General features: G+C 57.8%; 20 protein-coding genes and 1 riboswitch. Of the genes, 2 read left to right on the top strand and 18 right to left on the bottom strand.

What is annotated here, in order from left to right; genetic code table 11:
* Positions 1 to 59: 59 nt before the first annotated feature.
* From wecB to IDH41_RS07020, 17 genes are all read right to left on the bottom strand, one after another.
* On the bottom strand, positions 60 to 1,208 hold the full coding sequence (gene wecB / locus IDH41_RS07100) for a non-hydrolyzing UDP-N-acetylglucosamine 2-epimerase (protein ID WP_317890693.1): 1,149 nt from the start codon (positions 1,206 to 1,208) through the stop codon (positions 60 to 62).
* A 38-nt stretch (positions 1,209 to 1,246) separates the two neighbouring features.
* Complete coding sequence (gene upp / locus IDH41_RS07095; RefSeq protein ID WP_190859555.1) at positions 1,247 to 1,876, bottom strand: uracil phosphoribosyltransferase; 630 nt, start codon at positions 1,874 to 1,876, stop codon at positions 1,247 to 1,249.
* Between the two features lie 290 nt (positions 1,877 to 2,166).
* Positions 2,167 to 3,276 carry a glycine-rich domain-containing protein gene (locus IDH41_RS07090; RefSeq protein WP_190859553.1) on the bottom strand — a complete coding sequence of 370 codons (1,110 nt, stop codon included), beginning with the start codon at positions 3,274 to 3,276 and terminating at the stop codon, positions 2,167 to 2,169.
* Between the two features lie 136 nt (positions 3,277 to 3,412).
* The gene (locus tag IDH41_RS07085; protein WP_190859551.1) at positions 3,413 to 4,369 is read right to left on the bottom strand and encodes an ABC transporter ATP-binding protein; all 957 of its coding nucleotides are present in this window, start codon (positions 4,367 to 4,369) and stop codon (positions 3,413 to 3,415) included.
* A complete protein-coding gene (locus tag IDH41_RS07080) occupies positions 4,366 to 5,367 on the bottom strand; it encodes an ABC transporter ATP-binding protein (protein ID WP_190859549.1) in 1,002 nt (333 codons plus the stop codon). Before IDH41_RS07080 ends, IDH41_RS07085 begins: the two co-directional genes overlap by 4 nt.
* A 35-nt stretch (positions 5,368 to 5,402) precedes the next feature.
* A complete protein-coding gene (locus IDH41_RS07075) occupies positions 5,403 to 6,347 on the bottom strand; it encodes an ABC transporter permease (protein ID WP_190859547.1) in 945 nt (314 codons plus the stop codon).
* A gap of 3 nt (positions 6,348 to 6,350) precedes the next feature.
* The gene (locus IDH41_RS07070) at positions 6,351 to 7,286 is read right to left on the bottom strand and encodes an ABC transporter permease (protein WP_190859749.1); all 936 of its coding nucleotides are present in this window, start codon (positions 7,284 to 7,286) and stop codon (positions 6,351 to 6,353) included.
* A 126-nt stretch (positions 7,287 to 7,412) separates the two neighbouring features.
* A complete protein-coding gene (locus IDH41_RS07065) occupies positions 7,413 to 9,092 on the bottom strand; it encodes a peptide ABC transporter substrate-binding protein (RefSeq protein ID WP_317890692.1) in 1,680 nt (559 codons plus the stop codon).
* A 640-nt stretch (positions 9,093 to 9,732) separates the two neighbouring features.
* The gene (glyA, locus tag IDH41_RS07060) at positions 9,733 to 10,983 is read right to left on the bottom strand and encodes a serine hydroxymethyltransferase (RefSeq protein ID WP_190859546.1); all 1,251 of its coding nucleotides are present in this window, start codon (positions 10,981 to 10,983) and stop codon (positions 9,733 to 9,735) included.
* Between the two features lie 83 nt (positions 10,984 to 11,066).
* Positions 11,067 to 11,672: a TIGR01440 family protein gene (locus IDH41_RS07055; protein ID WP_190859545.1), complete on the bottom strand. Its 606-nt coding sequence runs from the start codon at positions 11,670 to 11,672 to the stop codon at positions 11,067 to 11,069.
* Positions 11,673 to 11,688: 16 nt separating this feature from the next.
* A complete protein-coding gene (rpiB, locus tag IDH41_RS07050; RefSeq protein WP_190859544.1) occupies positions 11,689 to 12,147 on the bottom strand; it encodes a ribose 5-phosphate isomerase B in 459 nt (152 codons plus the stop codon).
* Between the two features lie 99 nt (positions 12,148 to 12,246).
* A riboswitch (ZMP/ZTP riboswitch) is annotated at positions 12,247 to 12,328 on the bottom strand.
* A 93-nt stretch (positions 12,329 to 12,421) separates the two neighbouring features.
* Complete coding sequence (locus IDH41_RS07045) at positions 12,422 to 13,000, bottom strand: low molecular weight protein arginine phosphatase (protein WP_190859543.1); 579 nt, start codon at positions 12,998 to 13,000, stop codon at positions 12,422 to 12,424.
* Positions 13,001 to 13,021: 21 nt separating this feature from the next.
* Positions 13,022 to 13,582, bottom strand: coding sequence for a manganese efflux pump MntP (locus tag IDH41_RS07040; RefSeq protein WP_223829517.1), 561 nt, complete (start codon positions 13,580 to 13,582; stop codon positions 13,022 to 13,024).
* A gap of 76 nt (positions 13,583 to 13,658) precedes the next feature.
* Positions 13,659 to 14,720 carry an L-threonylcarbamoyladenylate synthase gene (locus tag IDH41_RS07035; protein WP_223829516.1) on the bottom strand — a complete coding sequence of 354 codons (1,062 nt, stop codon included), beginning with the start codon at positions 14,718 to 14,720 and terminating at the stop codon, positions 13,659 to 13,661.
* A 144-nt stretch (positions 14,721 to 14,864) separates the two neighbouring features.
* Entirely contained in the window at positions 14,865 to 15,611 is a 747-nt protein-coding gene (spoIIR, locus tag IDH41_RS07030) for a stage II sporulation protein R (RefSeq protein ID WP_190859540.1), read from the bottom strand.
* A 130-nt stretch (positions 15,612 to 15,741) separates the two neighbouring features.
* On the bottom strand, positions 15,742 to 16,068 hold the full coding sequence (locus IDH41_RS07025) for a DMT family transporter (RefSeq protein ID WP_190859538.1): 327 nt from the start codon (positions 16,066 to 16,068) through the stop codon (positions 15,742 to 15,744).
* Positions 16,065 to 16,661, bottom strand: coding sequence for a TetR/AcrR family transcriptional regulator (locus IDH41_RS07020; protein WP_190859536.1), 597 nt, complete (start codon positions 16,659 to 16,661; stop codon positions 16,065 to 16,067). The genes IDH41_RS07025 and IDH41_RS07020 overlap by 4 nt, the downstream gene beginning before the upstream one ends.
* Positions 16,662 to 16,855: 194 nt before the next feature.
* Between IDH41_RS07020 and IDH41_RS07015 the strand changes: the two genes are divergently transcribed.
* Complete coding sequence (locus tag IDH41_RS07015; protein ID WP_190859534.1) at positions 16,856 to 17,740, top strand: sigma-70 family RNA polymerase sigma factor; 885 nt, start codon at positions 16,856 to 16,858, stop codon at positions 17,738 to 17,740.
* A 97-nt stretch (positions 17,741 to 17,837) separates the two neighbouring features.
* Positions 17,838 to 18,275, top strand: coding sequence for a carboxymuconolactone decarboxylase family protein (locus IDH41_RS07010; RefSeq protein WP_190859532.1), 438 nt, complete (start codon positions 17,838 to 17,840; stop codon positions 18,273 to 18,275).
* Between the two features lie 685 nt (positions 18,276 to 18,960).
* Here the strand turns inward: IDH41_RS07010 and IDH41_RS07005 are convergent.
* Positions 18,961 to 19,866 (bottom strand): N5-glutamine methyltransferase family protein (locus tag IDH41_RS07005; RefSeq protein WP_223829515.1); only part of this gene is annotated, 906 nt, incomplete at its 5' end.

Genomic DNA, 19,866 nt, shown 5'->3' with positions numbered 1-19,866 from the left:
ACCGTACAGTACTACTGTATGCTGTACATTTTGGAGGGAGTCCGCGGGCGGGACGTAAACTATGAACGTTGTGTGAACGAGTCGGGACGCTGTCCGCGTCTTCCAAAATGATGCAATATCGCGTCCGCGATCCGCTCCGAAGCCCGGCCGTCGCCGTACGGATTGGCTGCCTGGCTCATGCGGCCGTAGAGCTGCGGATCGTTCAGAAGCGCCTTCGCCCGGCCATAAACCCGCTCCTCGTCCGTGCCGACCAGCTCGAGCGTTCCCGCTTCGATGCCTTCCGGCCGCTCCGTCGTATCGCGCAGCACAAGCGTCGGCACGCCGAAGGAAGGCGCCTCCTCCTGCAAGCCGCCGGAATCGGTCATGATCATGTACGCGTGCGGATAAAAGTTATGGAATTCAAAGACGTCGAGCGGCTCGATCAGACGGATGCGGGGATGGTCGCCCAATATTTCGTTCGCGGGCTCCCTTACCGCGGGATTCGGATGGACGGCGTATACGACGGCCACGTCCTCATGCTCGTCCGCGATCCGCTTGACCGCGCGGAAGATGTTCCGGTGCGGCTCGCCTAGCGCTTCCCGCCGGTGCGCGGTCATCAGAATCATTCGCTTGCCCTTCGCCCAGTCGATGACCGGATGCGAGAACGACTCGTCCACCGTGTATTGGAACACGTCGGCCGCCGTATTGCCGGTTACGTAGATCGAAGCCTCCGGCTTGTTCTCTTTGCGCAGGTTGCCCGCGGACCATTCCGTCGGCGCGAAATGCACGTCCGAGAGCACGCCGGCCAGCTGCCGGTTCATTTCCTCCGGATACGGGGACATCTTGTTCCATGTCCGCAGGCCCGCCTCGACGTGGCCGACCTGGATCTGCTTCAGAAACGCGGCGTAGCTGGCCAGGAACGTCGTCTGCGTATCGCCGTGAACGAGCACGATGTCCGGCTTCGCCTGCGCCAATACCGGATCGAGCCCTTCAAGCACGCGAACCGTCGTCTCGGTCAGCGTCTGGCGGTCTTTCATCACGTTCAGGTCGTAATTGGGGCTGATCTCGAAGAAATCGAGCACCTGGTCCAGCATTTGGCGATGCTGGGCCGTCACGCATACGATCGATTCGATTTCTTCCTCTCGCTTCTGCAGCTCGAGAACGAGCGGCGCCATCTTGACCGCCTCCGGGCGGGTACCGAAAATTGTCATTACCTTCAGTTTGGACAAATCATTCCACTCCTATTATAAAACTCGCGCCAATTGCGCTAATTCGTGCCGAACATGCGGTCGCCGGCATCGCCGAGGCCGGGAACGATGTAGCCTTTCTCGTTAAGACGCTCGTCCAGCGCGGCGATGTAAATGTCGACGTCCGGATGCGCGTCCTGCACCGCCTTCACGCCTTCCGGGGCCGCGATGAGACACATCAGCTTGATCTGGTCGCAGTTGCGGCTCTTGAGCGAGTTGATCGCCGCGATCGCCGAGCCTCCGGTCGCCAGCATCGGATCGATCACGATCAGCAGGCGGTTCGGGGCGTCCGTCGGCAAATTAATGTAATATTCCTTCGGCTGCAGCGTCTCGTGGTCGCGGGCAAGGCCGATATGGCCGACCTTGGCCGACGGGATCAGCTTGAGTATGCCGTCCACCATGCCGAGTCCCGCTCGCAGAATCGGCACGAGGCCGAGCATTCTGCCTGATATGATTTTCGAATCCATCTCGGCGACCGGCGTCTGCACCTTGATCGTCTCAAGCGGAATTTCCCTCGTCAATTCGTATAACATTAAGGTTGCGACTTCATCGACGAGTTCCCGAAAATCTTTCGTATTCGTCTCTTTATTCCGAATAAAAGTCAGCTTGTGCTGAATTAACGGATGGTCGCAAATGACTAATTTGCTCATGGAGCGGTATTCCTCCCGTTTGTTGTTGTAAGGCCTAAACACAATCCCGTATATTATAGCACTGTAAACAGGCCGTTGCATCTTGTGTTTTGCGCGAAGGAGCATAAAAAATCATTAATCTTACTATTCGTATCCAGATGTAAAACTAAACCAAAGCATGCCCTTCGGACGCGCCTGAAAGGAAATGACTTCCTAATAATAGGCAGGGCTCTCGATACTAGCGGGCAGTACATAAAAAAGACAGCGCCGCCAAGCGCTGTCCTTCCAACTTCCGGAACGAGGCATCCCGCCTAACTGCCGCAGCCTCCGCCTCCGCCGCAGGAGGAGCCGCAGGATGATCCCCCGCCCCCGCCGCCGTCACCGCCGCCGGACGAGTCGCCGCCCGATCCGCCGCCGTCATGTCCGCCCGCATTGTCCCTGCCGTCGTCCGACGACGCGCTGCAGACGTAAGTGGAATCGCCGCTTCCGTTCGCCTTGCGTTCCTCCTCGTTCTGCTCCTGATCCATCTGCCTCGCGAAATCGTCGGGGCTTGCGATCGAGTGAAAAATGAGAACGCCCGACAGCAAGCCGGCCGTACCGAGCGCGGGATCATAGCCGCCGCCATCGACGGGCCTGCGCGTTCCGCCGAAGTCCTTATCGCCTCTATGCGCTGCGGCCAGCTGCTTCTTCGCGCGATCGATCAAATAGTCGGCCGTGTCGCTTAAATCCGAATATTTCGCCGCAGCCTTTACGTTAAACCATTGCGAGCGCAGCGCCTCTCTGCCCAGGCTCTCAAGCTCCTCCAGCTTTTGCGGCGACAGCCGGGTTCGGAAAAAAGCTCCCCACAGCCTGCCGCTGGCCGGCGCCTGGGCGAAGAGCTCGGCGTATACCCAATCGAACCAGGCTCTCTCGTCCGGATGCGGCTGTGCGCCGGGGGCATGCGGCGCATGATGGATCATCTCGCCGCAGAATCGAGTACAGAACTGCTCGTATTCCCTCGTAAACATGAGGAACTCGTGCCATGCCGCGTCCGCCTGCCCGCTGTACATCGGAACGCCCCGAAGAACGCCGCACATGAGGAAGTAGCGCTTAAGCTCGAACCATGTCCAGTTCCACTCCCGCTCCGACACATTCGGATGCTCGCGTAATACCCGGTCCTTCACCCGGCTCTCGATATCCGGGCCAAGCGCCGACTCCAGCCTCTCGGCGGCCGGTCTGGCCGGATGTCCGGACGGCACGCCGAGCGAGGCCGGAACCTCATCGGCCGGCCACGGGGCGAACGCGTTCGTCCGGCCGTAGCCGCGGCGGCCGCCGCTTCCTTCCCCGGATGCCCTGCGGGCGGCGCCGGCGGCGACCGTAACGGCGCGCACGATGAGGATAATGGCTATGACAATAATCAATATCGTTACGAATTCCGTCATCTGTACCTCCCTGAAAACGTGTATATCCATATATTAACACATACCGCGGCCGCTCTGTCGATTAAAACCGGCGCGGACGCCGAAAAGGCCGTCCTCCGCCCGGGCAACCCCGTTCGGAAGACGGCCTCTCCTATTTTTATGCGTAATGGCAAGAAGCGAAATGCCCCTTGCTCACCTCGAGCAATTTCGGTTCGTCCGTCTTGCACTTCTCCGTCGCGATCGGGCAGCGCGTATGGAACTGGCAGCCTCTCGGCGGATTGATCGGACTTGGCAAATCGCCCTTCAGCACGATGCGCTCCCGCTCCGCTTCGACCTGCGGGTCGGGAATCGGAATCGCGGACAGCAGCGCCCGCGTGTACGGATGGCGCGGATTGTCGTACAGCTCGCTGCTTTCCGCAAACTCTACGATTTTGCCCAAATACATGACCGCGACGCGGTCGCTGATATGCTTGACCATCGACAGGTCATGCGCGATGAACAGATAGGTCAGCCCCATCTTCCGCTGCAGATCCTGCATCAGGTTGACGACCTGCGCCTGAATGGAGACGTCCAGGGCGGAGATCGGCTCGTCGGCGATGATGAACTTCGGATCGACCGCGAGCGCGCGCGCGATGCCGATGCGCTGACGCTGCCCGCCCGAGAACTCGTGCGGATAGCGCGTCGCGTGCTCGGGGTTCAGGTTGACCAGATCGAGCAGGCCCTCCACCTTCTTCTTGCGTTCCTTCGCGCTTCCCGCAAGCTTGTGAATATCCAGCGCTTCCCCGATAATATCGGTTACCGTCATGCGGGGGTTCAGGGACGCGTAAGGATCCTGGAAAATCATCTGCATATTGCGTCGCAGCGCCTTCAGCTCCGAGCCGCGCAGCTTGTAGATGTCCTTCCCATCGAACGTCACGCCGCCGCTCGTCGGCTCGTACAGCCGCATGATCGTCCGTCCCGCGGTCGACTTGCCGCAGCCGGATTCGCCGACGACGCCGACCGTCTCGCCGCGCCCGATTGAGAAGTTGATCTCGTTGACGGCTTTCAAAATTTTCCCTTTGCCCAAATTAAAAAACTTGCGCAAATCGTTCACTTGCACTAATGGGGAGCTCATACCGGCACCTCCCTGTTTGCGTACGGATGCAGCATCCAGCAGGCGGCCGCATGGGAGTCGCTGCCCTTGATGCCATGCAGATCCGGATCGTTGTCCACGCATACCTTCATCGCTTCGTCGCAGCGCGCGCAGAAGCTGCAGCCGGCCGGCGGCTTGATCAGATCCGGCGGCGTCCCCGGAATCGGGATGAGCGGCTCGTCTTTCTTCTGGTCAAGGCGAGGCAGGGAGCGAAGCAAGCCGCGCGTATACGGATGCTGCGGATTTTGGAAAATTTCCCACTTCGTGCCCGTCTCGACGACGCGTCCGGCATACATGACGATGACGCGGTCGCACACGTCGGCGACGACGCCGAGGTCATGCGTGATCAAAATGATCGACGTGCCCATCTTCGCCTGCAAATCCTTCATGACGCGCATGATTTGCGCCTGGATGGTGACGTCGAGCGCCGTCGTCGGCTCGTCCGCGATCAGCAGAGATGGGTTGCAAGCGAGCGCAATCGCGATCATGACCCGCTGGCGCATCCCCCCCGAGAATTGATGCGGATATTGCTTGATGCGGGCCTCGGGATTCGGAATGCCGACAAGCTGCAGCATTTCGATCGCGCGCGCCTTCGCGCCGGCCGCGTTCATGTTCTGGTGCTTGACGAGTCCCTCCATGATCTGGTCCCCGACGGTCATCGTCGGATTGAGGGACGTCATCGGATCTTGAAAGATCATGCCGATTTTGTTGCCGCGCACCTTCTGCATCTCTTTCTCCGACAGCTTCAGCAGCTCTTCACCTTCGAACAGGACGGAGCCGCTCTTGATTCTGCTCGGAGGAGACGGAATCAGCCTCATGATCGATTGGGCCGTCACGGATTTGCCGGAACCGGACTCGCCGACGATCGCGACCGCTTCCCCCTTCTTCACGTCGAAGCTGACATTGCGGACGGCTTGCACTTCGCCGCCGTACACGTCGAACGACACGCTTAAATCTTTCACTTCCAGCAAGGTCTTCATCTTACGCGACCTCCTCTCCGCTACACGGGTTGTTTTTATTTTTTCAGCTTCGGATCGAACGCGTCCCGCAGGCCGTCGCCGAATACGTTAAAGGCGAATATCGTCAAGCTCAGGAGGAATGCCGGGAACAGCAATCTCCATGGATAAATCGTCATGGCGCCGATGCCGTCGTCGATCATCGTTCCCCACGATGCGACCGGCGATTGAACGCCGAGGCCGAGGAAGCTTAAGAAAGCTTCGGTAAAGATCGCGCTAGGCACCGTCAGCGTAAGCGTTACGAGTATCGGGCCCATCGCGTTCGGAATCAGATGGCGGAAAATAATGCGCATCGCGCCTGCGCCCAAAGACTTGGACGCCAAGGCGTATTCCTGGTTCTTGAGCTGCATGATCTGGCCGCGCACGATCCAGGCCATATTGATCCAGCCCGTAATGGACATGGCGATAATGATGGTGGTCAAGCTTGGCTCCATCACGACGAGCAGCAGGATGACGACGAGCAAATAAGGAATCGAATATAAAATTTCGGCGAAGCGGTTCATGATCTCGTCGACTTTGCCGCCGTAATAACCCATGATGCCGCCGTAAATAATGCCGATTACAAGGTCGATCAACGCGGCCATCAAGCCGACGAAAATCGATACCTGCGCGCCCTTCCAGGCTCTCTCCAGCATGTCGCGGCCAAGATCGTCGGTGCCGAACCAATGGGCGGCGCTCGGCGGCTGGTTCGTATTCGTCAGATCGTTCGTGAAATGGTCGTTCGGTGAAATAAATGGCACGCAGATCGCGCACAGGATGATCGCTATAATAATCCAGAATCCCGTCATGGCCAGCTTGTTGCTAAGAAGACGCATCCGGATATCCTGCCAGGCGGTCAAGCTCTTGCGCCCGGCTTCGTCCCGGCCGCCGAGGTCCCTGTTTATTTTCTCAAACGCTCCCGGCGTCAGATTGCCTAAGGAATTTATGTCTACACGCTTAGACATGAATTATTTCCCCACCTTTCCGCCGGACGCCCGCATGCGCGGATCGACGAACACATATGCGATATCGGCCAAGAATCGGGTCGCCATCAGGATGATGGCGTAAAAAATCGTGATCCCCATAATCAATGGGTAATCTCTATCCGTTACACTCTGAACAAAGTACTTTCCGATTCCCGGAATGCCGAAAATCTCTTCGATGACCACGGACCCGGTAATAATACCGGCCGTCAGGTAACCCAAGTACGTAACAACGGGCAGCATGGAATTGCGAAGCGCATGCCGCATGACGATGACGTAGCCGGAAAGTCCTTTGGATTTGGCAGTTTTAATGAAATCCGAGTTCAAAACTTCGATCATGGTGGATCTGAGCAATCTTGCGATAAAAGCGATAGGACCGGATGCCAAAGCGATAGTCGGCAAGACGTAGTCCATAGGGCCGTTCAGGCCGGCCACTTCGAATATTCTAATTTTAACCGCGAATAAATATTGCAATAAAGGCGCCAAGACCAAGCTTGGTATCGCGAGGCCGATAACGGCAAGGATCATAGCGAGATTATCCAAAAACTTGCGGTGATGCATTGCTGCCAAAATACCAAGAATGCTGCCCACGACAACGGACGTAATAATGGCCGAAATGCCTAGTTTCAACGAATAACCAAAGGATTGAGCTATCATTTTGTCGACGGACTGGAATTTTTTCTTCATGGAAATGCCCAGGTCGCCTTTGACAAGGTTTTTCAAATAAGTGCCGTATTGGACGATAAGCGGTTTGTCCAATCCATAATACGCTTCCAAGTTTTTCTGCACTTGTTCGCTTGTCGCTTTCTCGGATTGCAACGGACTGCCGGGGACGGCATTCATGAGCACGAAAGTTGCGGTAATAAGCAAAAACAGCGACAGCAGCATGAACAAAAATTTGCTTAAAATGAAGCGGACCAAGCGATCACCCACTCTCCCGATCTTAATGGCATTTGAAAAAGGGCATATATAGAGACTATATACACCCTTTCCCAAACTGGTTGCTCTAAGTTAGTTGCTATAGATTGACAATCATGAGTGACCGAATTACTCTTTGCTGCCGAATACCCAGTCGATATGGCCTGCATAATCGGATCCGACGTTTTTAAATCCGTCTTTCAGCATGGTTACCGTCGTGTAGTAGTACAAAGGCAAAGCGCCCATGTCTTCGGCAAATGCGATTTTCTCGGCTTCCGCCATCATTTTGATGCTTTCTTCAGGCGAAGCGGCAACGAGCGAGTTGTTCAACAGCTCATCGACTTTAGGGTTGCTGTATTTACCGTCGTTGTTGCCGGATTTCGAATGAATCAAATCGTACGTGAAGTTGATCGGGTGGTTAATGTCCGCACCCCAGCCGGAACGGGCGATGTCGAATTGACCCGCTTTTCTCGACTCCAGGAACGTACCCCACTCTTGGTTAGCCAGCTTCACTTCTACGCCAAGGTTTTTGCGCCACATGTCGACGATCGCTTCCGCAATCGCTTTGTGGCCGTCGTCCGTGTTGTAAAGAAGCGTAATTTCCGGCAATGCGGTCAGGTTGCTCTCGGCAAGGCCTTCCGCAAGCAGCTTCTTCGCCTCTTCCACGTCTTCTTTAAAGTAATCCGTATCCGGGTACAATTCTCGGAAGTTTTTGCCGCCGGCGCCGGCGATGCTAGGAGGCACCAAGCCGAATGCAGGCTGCTGGTTCGCTTTTGCAACGTTGTCGATCAGCGATTGGCGATCAACGGACATAGCGAAAGCTTTACGGATCTTCGCATTGTTGAACGGTGCTTTATTGTTGTTGAACAGGTAGTAGTACACCGATGCGACCGAAGTGATTGTCGCTTTGCCTTCCTCGACCAGCTGCGGCGTTCTGTCGGTAGGCACGGAGCCCGCTTGCGCGCCGATCCAGTCGATTTTGTCCGTATCGTACAAGTTGTAAACCGTGTTCGTATCGTTGATCAACGAAATCGTTACTTTATCGAATTTAACGGCGGACGCATTATAGTAGTCCGGGTTTTTCTCGAGTACGAGCTTGTCCTCATGCGCCCATTCCTTCAGAAGGAAAGGACCGTTCGAAACGATCGTCTCTTTCTCGGAAGCCCACTCGGGCTTGCCGTCAACGGCTCCTTTGTTTACCGGTAAATAAGTATAGTGGGAAATAAGGCTTGGGAAATAAGGCGCAGGCGTGTACAATTTCACTTCCAGCGTATAGTCGTTGGTAGCTTTAACGCCTACTTCGTCGACCGTGCCGCCGCCCGTGTTATATTTCTCGGCGTTCTCGATGTAGTAGAGCATGTACGCATATTCCGAAGCCGTCTCCGGATTCAAAGCGCGTTTCCAGGCATATTCGAAGTCATGCGCGGTAACACTTTCGCCGTTGCTCCACTTCACGTCGTCGCGAAGCTTGATGGTGTAAGTTTTGCCGTCTTCGGAAGCCGTTATTTCTTCCGCGATTGCATTCTCCGGCTCGCCGTTTGCGTTCAGACGGGTAAGACCTTCGTACAGACCGGCTGCCACGATGCTCGATTGCGCATCCGTCATGAGGGCGGGATCCAAGCTTGGCGGCTCGCTCGCGAGCGTGAAGCGGAATTCTTGAGGCGTCGTTGTTTCTCCTCCGTTAGTTGCCGCTCCGCCGTTATTCTCAGACGGTTTGTTGTTATTGCCCGCACATGCGGTCAACAACATGCTTAAAGCGATGACGAGTACCAGCATAACTTGTGCCGGTCTTTTGAAACTCCCTTTCACCAACATCAACTCCCATTTTTTATATAAATTTGTTAAAACCGACTTTAATAGGGTGAAGATGACTACTAATATTAACGTGTCATAAATACTAACATTAAGATAATATTAATCGACGATATAAAATATACATCTTAGAATTATTAATTGTCAACACGAATGTTGACCACAAAAGTTTCCATGCCATGATCTTATTATGCCCAGCGCGAATTTTTACTTGCATGCGGAATAAAGCTGTTTTTCCCTTAAAAGCTTCACTGCATTAATGCGAATTTGCATTAATGCAAGTTCGCATTAATACGTATCAGCACTAATACGGATAAGCATTAATGCTTATTTGCGTTACAACGGGTATACATTAATGCATATCCGTTTTAAATCAATTCAGCAAGGCGGGAAACGAGGGGTTCAGGGATAAGATCATGAGGAATAAGCAGGCTGACATTTACGCAAAACGCGAATGTCCCACTCCCGAAAACCTCTTCTCTTGTACCATAACAGTAATATTATGGTAATATTTATTTTAATAATAAATCACATATCTATTACATATCGCCTCCTTTTGCCTACATGCCCTGGAATGCAAAAACGCCGTCACCGGTTAGGATCACCGGGACGGCGTTTCTTCTATGCAAGCTGCTTCTTATTCGTATTTCATTGCCGGATACAGCGGATATTGCGCGGTCAGGTCACGCACCATGCCGCGCGCCTTCGCCAGCACCTCTTGATCCTCAGGGCTCTTAAGCACGAGCGCGATGACTTCTGCAATGACCTTCATTGCGTTCTCGTTCATGCCGCGAGCGGTGGCCGCAGGCGTGCCCACGCGGATGCCGGACGTGACGAACGGGCTGGTCGGGTCGAACGGGATGGCGTTCTTGTTGACCGTAATGCCGACTTCGTCAAGCACATGCTCGGCCGCTTTGCCCGTAATATTCAGGTTGCGCGTATCGATCAGCATCAGATGGTTGTCCGTGCCGCCGGATACGATGTTGAGTCCTTTGGCGGCCAATTCTTCGGACAGCACCTTCGCGTTTTTGACGACTTGCTCCGCATACGACTTGAATGCCGGCTGAAGCGCTTCGCCGAAAGCGACGGCCTTCGCCGCGATGATATGCATCAGCGGACCGCCTTGCGAACCCGGGAACACCGCTTTATCGATAGCGGCCGCCCAAGGCTTGCGGCACAGAATCATGCCGCCGCGAGGCCCGCGAAGCGTCTTGTGCGTCGTCGTCGTCACGAAATGCGCGTGCGGCACCGGGCTTGGGTGAAGACCTGCGGCTACCAAACCGGCGATATGAGCCATGTCCACCATGAACAAGGCGCCTACGTCGTTTGCGATTTGGCCGAGCTTCTCGAAATCGATGATGCGAGGGTATGCGCTGGCGCCGGCTACGATCAAGCGCGGACGGTGCTTGAACGCAAGCTTGCGCACCTCTTCGTAATCGATCATGAACGTATCCTCTTGCACGCCATATGCCACGAAGTTGTAGAGCAAGCCGGATGCGTTAACCGGACTTCCGTGCGTCAAGTGGCCCCCGTGCGCGAGGTTCATGCCGAGCACCGTGTCGCCAGGCTTGAGCGCGGCAAGATAGACGGCCATGTTCGCCTGCGCGCCGGAGTGCGGCTGCACGTTCGCGTGCTCGGCGCCGAACAGCTCCTTCGCGCGGTTGCGGGCCAGGTCTTCTACGATGTCGACATGCTCGCAGCCGCCGTAGAAGCGTTTGCTCGGATAGCCTTCCGCATATTTGTTCGTAAGCACCGAGCCCATCGCTTCCAGCACGGCTTCGCTGACGATATTTTCCGAAGCGATCAATTCGATGTTGTCCCGCTGGCGTTGAAGCTCCAGGCCGAGCGCTTTTAGTACTTCAGGGTCCTGCTTGCGCAAATTTTCCATTTCAAGTTCCTCCTCGGTTAGTTGGCTCTTTTATTTGATTAATCCGGACAGCCGGCATTGAATCTATAAATAAGATAAGGAAGCTAGTCGCATGTTCCGGCCGCTTGCCCGGCGCCCTCGTCCCGCTCCGGCTCGTACACGGCGCGTACCCCGCCGATCAGCTTCGGCCTTGCGTAGGCCATCGTGACATGCGCCTCTCCGATACTTCGAATCGAAGGCCTGACCGGGACGGCCACGCGCTTCAGATGCATCCCGATGAACGTGTCCCCGATATCGATGCCCGCATGCGCCTGAATGGCTTCTACCAGGCAAGGCGACTCCAGCTCGCGGAAGGCGTACGCCGCCATCGAGCCTCCCGCCTTCGGAATAGGCACGGCGCTTACGGTCTCGAGGCCAAGCCGCTCGGCGGCCGACCGCTCGATCACGAGCGCCCGGTTCAAATGCTCGCAGCACTGGAAGGCCGGCACAAACCCGGCCTCCTGCCGGACCGCTTCCACCCCCGCGTAGATCTTGGCAGCCGTCTCGAGCGTTCCCGCGGTGCCGATGCGCTTGCCGAGCACCTCGCTCGTACTGACGCCGACGACGAGCAATTGTCCCGCGGCAATCCCGCCGGCTTTGACAAGCTCCCGAACGACGGTCTCCACCTCGCCCGCGATCCGACCCAGCATCAAATCATCCTTCTTCGTCATAGGGCATGCCCTCCGATTAAGAACGCGCGGAATCGTTCTCTTCGATTTGCTTCACTTTGTTCAATCGTCCCACGTGGCGCTCGCCCCTCGAGAACGGCGTCTCCAGCCAGATGCGGATAATTTCCTGGGCTACGCCCGGACCGATGACCCGCTCGCCCATCGCGAGCACGTTCGTGTCGTTATGATCCCTCGTCGCTTGCGCCGAGAACAGGTCGTGCACGAGCGCGCAGCGAATGCCCCGAACTTTGTTGGCCGCGATCGACATGCCGATGCCCGTGCCGCAAATCAGGATGCCGCGTTCCGCTTTGCCGCTCGCGACAAGGTCGCATACCGGAAGCGCGTAATCGGGGTAATCGACCGATTGGTCGCATTCGCAGCCCACGTCCTCGACTTCATGGCCGAGCGACTCAAGATAAGGAACGACGACTTGCTTCAGGCTGTATCCGCCATGGTCGGCGCCAATAGCAATTTTCAACGTAAAAGACCTCCTTCGAATTGAAGCATCACAGTGCTAGTATACCTATTTTTAAGCAAAAAGACGAAAAAAGAGCAAGACATGCTTAAACAGCATGCTGCTCTTTGCCCAGGCGACCGGCCGTATATTCCGATGCTCCACCGTGGTTAGCCCACTTCCGTCGCCAGTTACATCGGAAACCCTATTGGTGTAAATCCTATACACGCTTATATTGTTATAATAGCCGAAGCCGGTCGAAAAATCAATCGGTTCCGCGGCGCGCCGGCGCCTGTCCTTAACGCTTCTTCAGCTTGTCCAGCAGCTTCGAGACGGCGGCTTCGAGCTCCTCGGCGCAGCTTCTGTACATCGACAGCGAGCCGCCGAACGGGTCGACGATGTCGAAGCTCGGAATGCGGCGCTCCAGCTCCAGCAGCCGGCTGCGCTCCAAGGACGATAGCTGCTGCCCGAGCGCCTGCTTCATGTGAAGGTCCGTATACAACCCTTCCAATTCCTCGATATCCGCGAGGACGCCGTCGTCCTGATTGGCGTATTCCTTGAGCGTATACGACTTGTCGACCGCTTCCGGATACCATTGCAGCAGCGCCCTCTTGTGGCTCGAGGTCATGGTCAGGATGAGATCGGCCCAATTCACCGCTTCGCCCGTAAGCGCCCGGGACGAGCCCGTATGCTCGATGTCGCGCTGCCGAAGCGTCTCGAGTGCGTGCGCCGATACCGGCAGGCCGTCGACCGTCGATACGCCCGCGGAGCGGACCGCCACCGTAATTCCCCGCTGGGCGGCCATCCGGCGCAGCATCGCCTCCGCCATTGGCGAGCGGCACGTATTTCCCGTACACACAAATAAGATCCGTTTCACTTGCGACAGCTCCTTTCCGACTCAAAAAATAAACAATACCCCGAATACGAGCAAAATCGCGCCTCCGCAAGCCTCGCCGTATTCGCCGAGATTGCCGCTTACTTTGCGCCCGAGCAGCAGCCCCATTATCGACAGCAGCCCGCCGAACAGGCCGAACAGCAAGATCGTCGCCCATATATTAGCCGCGAACATCCCGAGCGTAATGCCCACAGAAAAGGAGTCGACGCTCACGCTGATCGCCAGCACGAGCAGTCCCCACAATGATCGGTGGTCGAATGACTGCACCGCTTCTCCGCGAAGCGAACTGTAAATCATGTGCCCGCCCAGCAGCACGAGCAGGATGCCCGCGGCGGTCGAGGCCACGTCTCCGAGCAGGCCGCTTACGTAATGGCCGGCGAACATGCCGGCAAGCGGCATCAAAACATGGAACAAGGCGATAACGGCGCCAAGCTTCAGCACGTCCGGCAGCCGAATGCCTTTGAGGCCGATGCCGAGTCCGAGCGAAAAGGCGTCAAGCCCGAGCGCTAGCGCTATAATGAGCAGCGTGAGCAGCTGCCCGGCATGCAAAGGTGCGTCGATCAAAGCCAATCTCCCCCATGTCCGCTTGGTTTCTCTACCAAACATATGCGGACGGGAGGACAAACATACGCCTTGTCTTCTATACCGTTACGATTCGGTGGCCTGCGGCTTTGGCCATGCGGTTCATGAGCGCCGCGCCGATCCCGCGCTCGGGGCAGGCCTCCGCCCATATGCGCTGAACGCCGCCGGCGTCCATGCCGCGCAGCGCCGCGTACAGCCGGTGCGCCGCCGCCTCCAGCTCCGATTCGCTGCCGAGCGAATAGACATGGTCCGCGGCGTATAAGCCAAGCCTCTCCTCGAACGCCAGCACGCCCGTTGCTTCGCCGCGCGCCTGAGCGGCGCCGGCCTGCTCGCGGATATACCGGACGACAGCCTCCGGCCGGCCCTGTACGAGCTCGAGCTCGCCCTCGGGGGCATAATGGGCGTATTTCATGCCAGGCGAGCGCGGCGCCTCTTCCGGCGCCTCCGAGGAAGCCGCGTCGATGACGGCGCCGGGCACGGCGAGCTGAAGCGATTCCCGCGTAACGCCGCCGGGACGCAAAATCCGGATCGTACGCTCGCCGGCCAGCTCGACGACGGTCGATTCCAGTCCGACCCCGGTCGCTCCGTCGTCAACGACACCGTCGATGAGGCCGTCCAAGTCCTCGATTACATGCTCCGCCAGCGTCGGGCTCGGCTTGCCCGACCGGTTCGCGCTAGGCGCCGCCACCGGGCAGCCGGCCAGCGCGAGCAGCGCAAGCGCCGTCCGGTGATCAGGCATCCGCACCCCGACGGTGGCAAGGCCTGCCGTCACGAGCGGCGACAGCACCCCTTCGCGTACGGGCAGCACGATCGTCAGCGGCCCCGGCCAGAAGCGGTCCATCAGCGTCTCCGCCAGCTCCGAGGGGGACAGCGCAAGCTCGTCCAGCTGCCGCCTGTCGGCAATATGCACGATCAGCGGATTGTCCGCGGGCCGCCCCTTCGCGGCAAAAATCCGGCCAACGGCCGCCGTGCTCCGGGCGTCGGCGCCAAGCCCGTATACCGTCTCCGTCGGGAAGGCGACGACGCCGCCGCCGCGCAGCAGCTCCGCCGCTTCCCGAAGCTCCGTGGCGAGCCGGCCGCCTTCCAGCCGCCCGACCCGCCAAATAGTAGTCATCGTCATCTCTATCATTCAATCCTTGCTCGTTATTTAAAATAACCAATACACCGCTATTATAGCATATGCGCCGGCAAACGAGTGCAACCGGCCCAAGCGCAAGCGGCGGCGGCGTCTCAGGTAACGAGACGCCGCCGCCGCTTGGGCTGGTCATGCAAATAACGATTTGATCCACTCCACGAACGATTTAATCATTTCCCACAGAAAGAACTTGACCTCCGGCGCGCTTGCTTCTTCGGGAGCCTCCGCCTTCTCCGCGGACGCCTGCAGCTCTCCCGCCTTCGCGGGAGCGGCCGAAGCCGTCTCCGTCCCCGCGGCGGCTTCATCTGCCGCCGCGGCCTCGCCGCTTGCCGCATCGATGAAGCATAGCGGCGGGAACAGCACGCACCACCAGTTCTGGCCTTCGCCGGCGCCAAGCGTAATGCGAAGCGCCTCATAATCGCCGGCTGGATAAACTTTGTTTCCGTACATTTTCGTCGGGAACGGCACGATGCCGAGCTCGGCCGAAGAGCCGTAATCGTAACCCCGGCTTCTCAGCACGGCTTCCGTGATCCGTTCGATTTCCGGCATATTCGCCATGATCGTCCGGCGCGCTTCCTCGATCGTCTGAGGGCCCGTCGCCCAGCCGTTCATCGCTTTGACGATTTCATCCCGGACCAGCCGCTTCACGACTTGATCCGCGGGACGATCGGAATTGGCGAGAATGCGGAGGCGGATCGCCTCCTGCGGAATTTGGCCGCCCGCGACCGCGGCGTCCATCTGCTGGGCTTCCCAGCTCATGATGAGCACGATAAGAACGAATACGATATAACCGTACGATTTGCGGTAAGGAAATTTATAAGGTCCGAACCTCTTTTGGGATAAGGAATGAGTTTTATAGGAATAATAGCTGGACATACGCACAAGCTCCTCTCGCGCACCCGTCGGTGCGACCGCTTGCGTCCCGGAACGTCTTTATCCGTCAGTATGTCCGCCATCGCGTTTATATAAACCTAGCAATCTCTTATTTTGCCCCTGCGGCAATCGGTCAGTGCGCTCCGCCCTTAAGATTAAGAATCACGACGCCGGCGATGATCAGAACAATGCCCAACGCGGTCGTCAAATTCGCCGTTTCCTTCCAAACGACGATCCCGACCACGGCCGTCAGCGCCGTGCCGACGCCCGACCAAATAGCGTAGGCCGTGCCGAGCGGAATTTGCTGAAGCGACAAGGAGAGCGAGTAAAACGCCGCGGCGAAGCAGACGACCGTCGCAATGGACGGGTACAGCTTCGTAAAGCTGTCGGAAGACTTCAGCATCGAGGTTCCGACGATTTCGGTCACGATGGCCAGCGCCAAAAACAAATAAGCTTTCATTTCGTTTCCCCCTCTTCGCTTGCGGCGGGACCGCCGTCCCGGTCCGTATAGACGCCCTGCAGCAGCAGGCCGACCATTTCCCTAAGCACCCGGTCGAGCGGCTTCCTGCGACCTACGGCGGAGCGGGCGTCCATGAAGTGGTTGAGCGCGCCTACGTACATGCCGATGAACACCTCCGGATCGAACGGGCGCAGCACCTCTTCCTCCCGCCCCCGTTCGACGAGCAGACGGAAATTATCCCAACCCATCTGAAGATATTCGTCCATGACGGCCCACTGTCGCGGGAACATTTGCTTCAGCTCGAGAAGCGACCGCAAATCGCCGAACGCATAGCCCTTCGGAATCGTAACCAGCACCTCGAACAGCTTTTGCTTCGTGGACAATTCGGGATCGGCCATAATGTCCCGCTCGCACTCACGCATTTCGTTGACCGCCTGCTCGACCAGATACGCGACGATCTGCTCCTTCGATTCGAAATGCTGGTAGATCGTCTTCGTGCTGACGCCCAGCGCGCCGGCCACATCCCTTATGCTGAAACGAAGCCCGCGCTGCAAAATTTCTTGAACAACCGCTTCGGCGATTCTGTCTTTCAAGAGGGTTCACCTTCTTCCGGAATGCATAAATCATATATTGGAAAACAAATTGTTTTCATCGTTTTCCAATAATCAGCTTAATCGATATTCCGAATATTGTCAAACAGTTGCCTAACGATTTCCAGCTCGCACGTTTCGCGCGGATGGCAAAAGAGGTATAATCACAGAAACAAAAATTTAAAGGCGGATGCATGATGGAAATCCAACAAGCCTACGATACCTATAAACCGCTGCTGCAGTCGATTGCCTACCGGATGCTCGGCTCCTTCAGCGAAGCCGAGGACGCGGTGCAGGACGTGTACGCGGATTACTTCCGCTTGCAATCGGGTCCGATCGAGAACGAGAAAGCTTATTTAATCCGCATGCTGACGAACCGGTGTCTCAATGTGCTGCAATCGGCCCGCAAGCGAAGGGAGGTCTATCCCGGCACGTGGCTGCCGGAGCCGGATGTCAGGCAGGCGGGAGAGACCATGGATCCGGCCGAGCTTTACGACCGCGACGAGAGCGTATCCTACGGGCTGCTCGTCATGCTGGAGCAGCTGACGGCGACGGAACGGGCCGTCTTCATCCTTCGCGAATCGCTGCAGTACGAGTATTCGGAAATCGCCGAATGTCTGCGGAAGTCGGAAGCGAACTGCCGCAAAATATTCAGCCGCGCGAAGAGCAAGCTGAACCCGCTTGCCGCGGCTCCCGCTCCGTCCGGCAGCACCGAGCCGCTCGTCGCGACGTTCATCGCGGCGGCTCGAAGCGGAGACTTCGGGGCGCTGGTCGAGCTGCTGGCCGAAGAGGCCGTCCTGCTCGCCGACGGCGGCGGCAAGGTTCGCACGGCCGTCTTCCCGATATACGGCAAGGAGCGCATCCTTGCTTTGTTGAAAGGCACCTTGGCGAAAGGCTTCTTCGGGGACGGAGAGCAGCTCGTCGACGTCAACGGCCAGCCCGGCTTCATTCTCTACAGCCACGGACGGCCTTCGAGCATTCTGTGCTTTCAGTGGGACGAGCGGCAAAGAAAGGCGGAGCGGATTTTCGTCGTGTCCAATCCCGATAAGCTGGAGACCGTTTTAAAAGGGATCAAAAATTAATCGTCGCGGATGTCACAATTCGCGGACCTGTTTTGTCTTAGAGGTACAGAGCCGTTAAGCGTCTTTGCTAAACCAATGAAATAGGAGATGAAACGCCATGCAACAGAGAACGAATATAAACAAAGAACTCCCTGGAGCCTATGAGGCGATGTTCGGTCTTCAGAAATACGTGAACGGAACGAGCCTTAGCGCGGGGCTTAAAGAATTGATCAAAATCCGCGCCTCGCAAGTGAACGGCTGCGCCTTCTGCATCAACATGCATACGAAGGAAGCCCGAAGCCTCGGCGAAACCGAGCAGCGCATCTACGCGCTGAACGCATGGCGGGAGACTCCTTATTTCACGCCGGAGGAACGCTCCGCCCTCGCGCTTACGGAAGCCGTCACCGTCATCACGAAGGAGCATGTGCCGGATGCCCTCTACGAGGAAGCGGCCCGTTACTTCGACTCGAAGCAGATCGGCGAGATCATAATGTCCATCGTCGTGATCAACGCCTGGAACCGCATCGCGATCAGCACGAACATGATGCCGGAATAAGACGGGCGTCGGCCTGGCGGAGATGGCCCGGCCCCGCCGTAGCTGGTGCCCATGGCGGTATCGGCCGGTTTCGACCGCGGACGGGAGCCCTTTCTCGCGCTCACTGTTGCGGATCTGCCACGCGGAGTGGAAATAGCGGTAATTTGGGGTGCTATTTCGCAAATGTCGGACCTTTTCTGCCAAATAGCGGAACAACAAGGCGTTATTCGCCCTCCTGCGGCTTCTATGCGCCGGAAAAGAGCCGAATAGCGGTAATTTGGGGCGCTATTTCGTAAATGTTGGCCCTTTTCGGCCAAATAGCGGAACAAAAAGGCGTTATTCGCCCTCCCGCGGCCTCAAAGCGCCGGGAAAGAGCCGAATAACGGTAATTTGGGGCGCTATTTCGTAAATGTTGGACCTTTTCGGCCAAATAGCGGAACAAAAAGGCGTTATTCGCCCTCCTGCGGCTTCTATGCGCCGGAAAAGAACCGAATAGCGGTAATTTGGGGCGCTATTTCGTAAATGTTGGCCCTTTTCGGCCAAATAGCGGAACAAAAAGGCGTTATTCGCCCTCCCGCGGCCTCAAAGCGCCGGGAAAGAGCCGAATAACGCCAATTCATTCCTTTATTTTGAAAGGCGATGTCCTGCTTGCGCAGGATAGCGCCTTTTTTTACCGTTATTTACGCGGCGAGTCGCTGCGCTTCCGCTAGCGAGGCTGCGTTTGGACCGCGATCACGTGGCGCTCGATGCCCGCATAATCGTCGATGATGCGTATCTCGTCCCACGCGCCAATGCCGCGCAGCATATCGGCCACGATGCGGGGCTGGCCGATGCCGAGCTCGAACGCGACGATACGCGGCAGCTTCGCCAACAGCGGAAGCTGCTCCAGCATGCGGCGGTACGGCTCCAGCCCGTCCGCCCCTCCATCCAGCGCGAGCCGCGGCTCATAGTCGCGCACCTCGCGCTGCAAGCCTTGCAAATCCGCCGCGGGAATGTACGGCGGATTGGACACGAGCACGTCGATCGCTTCGCCGACGCGCGGGGCAGCGGAGCTGCCCCCGGGTTCGCGCCCCGCCAGGAAGGGCGCGAGCAGGTCGCCCTGCACGAACGCCATTCGGCCCGCCGCCTCATGGCGGGCCGCGTTCGTGCGGGCGACAGCCAGCGCGTCCGGCGATAGGTCGGACGCGCGTACACGCCAGCGGGGACGCTGCACCGCAAGCGTCACGGCGATGGCGCCGCTGCCTGTGCCGACGTCGACCACCGTCGGCGGCTCTTCCTCGCCGCGCAGGCTCACGCGCGTCGCACCGCCTTGTTCCGCTCCGCCTGCAAGCATCGCCTCCCTTGCGCTCTCTGCGCCGTTTCTCGCCTCCTCAGCGCTCCCCGGCTCGCCGCCCGCTCCTCCGCCCTGCTCCGGCGCACCGCCTTGTTCCGCTCCGCCCGCAAGCGTCGCCTCCCTTGCGCTCTCTGCGCCGTTCCACGCCTCCTCAGCGCTCCCCGGCTCACCGCCCGCTCCGCCGTCCGTCTCCGGCGCACCGCCTTGTTCCGCTCCGCCCGCAAGCGTCGCCTCCCTTGCGCTCTCTGCGCCGTTCCTCGCCTGCTCAGCGCTCCCCGA

This window comes from Paenibacillus arenilitoris (assembly GCF_014705655.1).
Taxonomy (GTDB): domain Bacteria; phylum Bacillota; class Bacilli; order Paenibacillales; family Paenibacillaceae; genus Pristimantibacillus; species Pristimantibacillus arenilitoris.
This window is presented reverse-complemented; position numbering and strand designations above follow the sequence as displayed.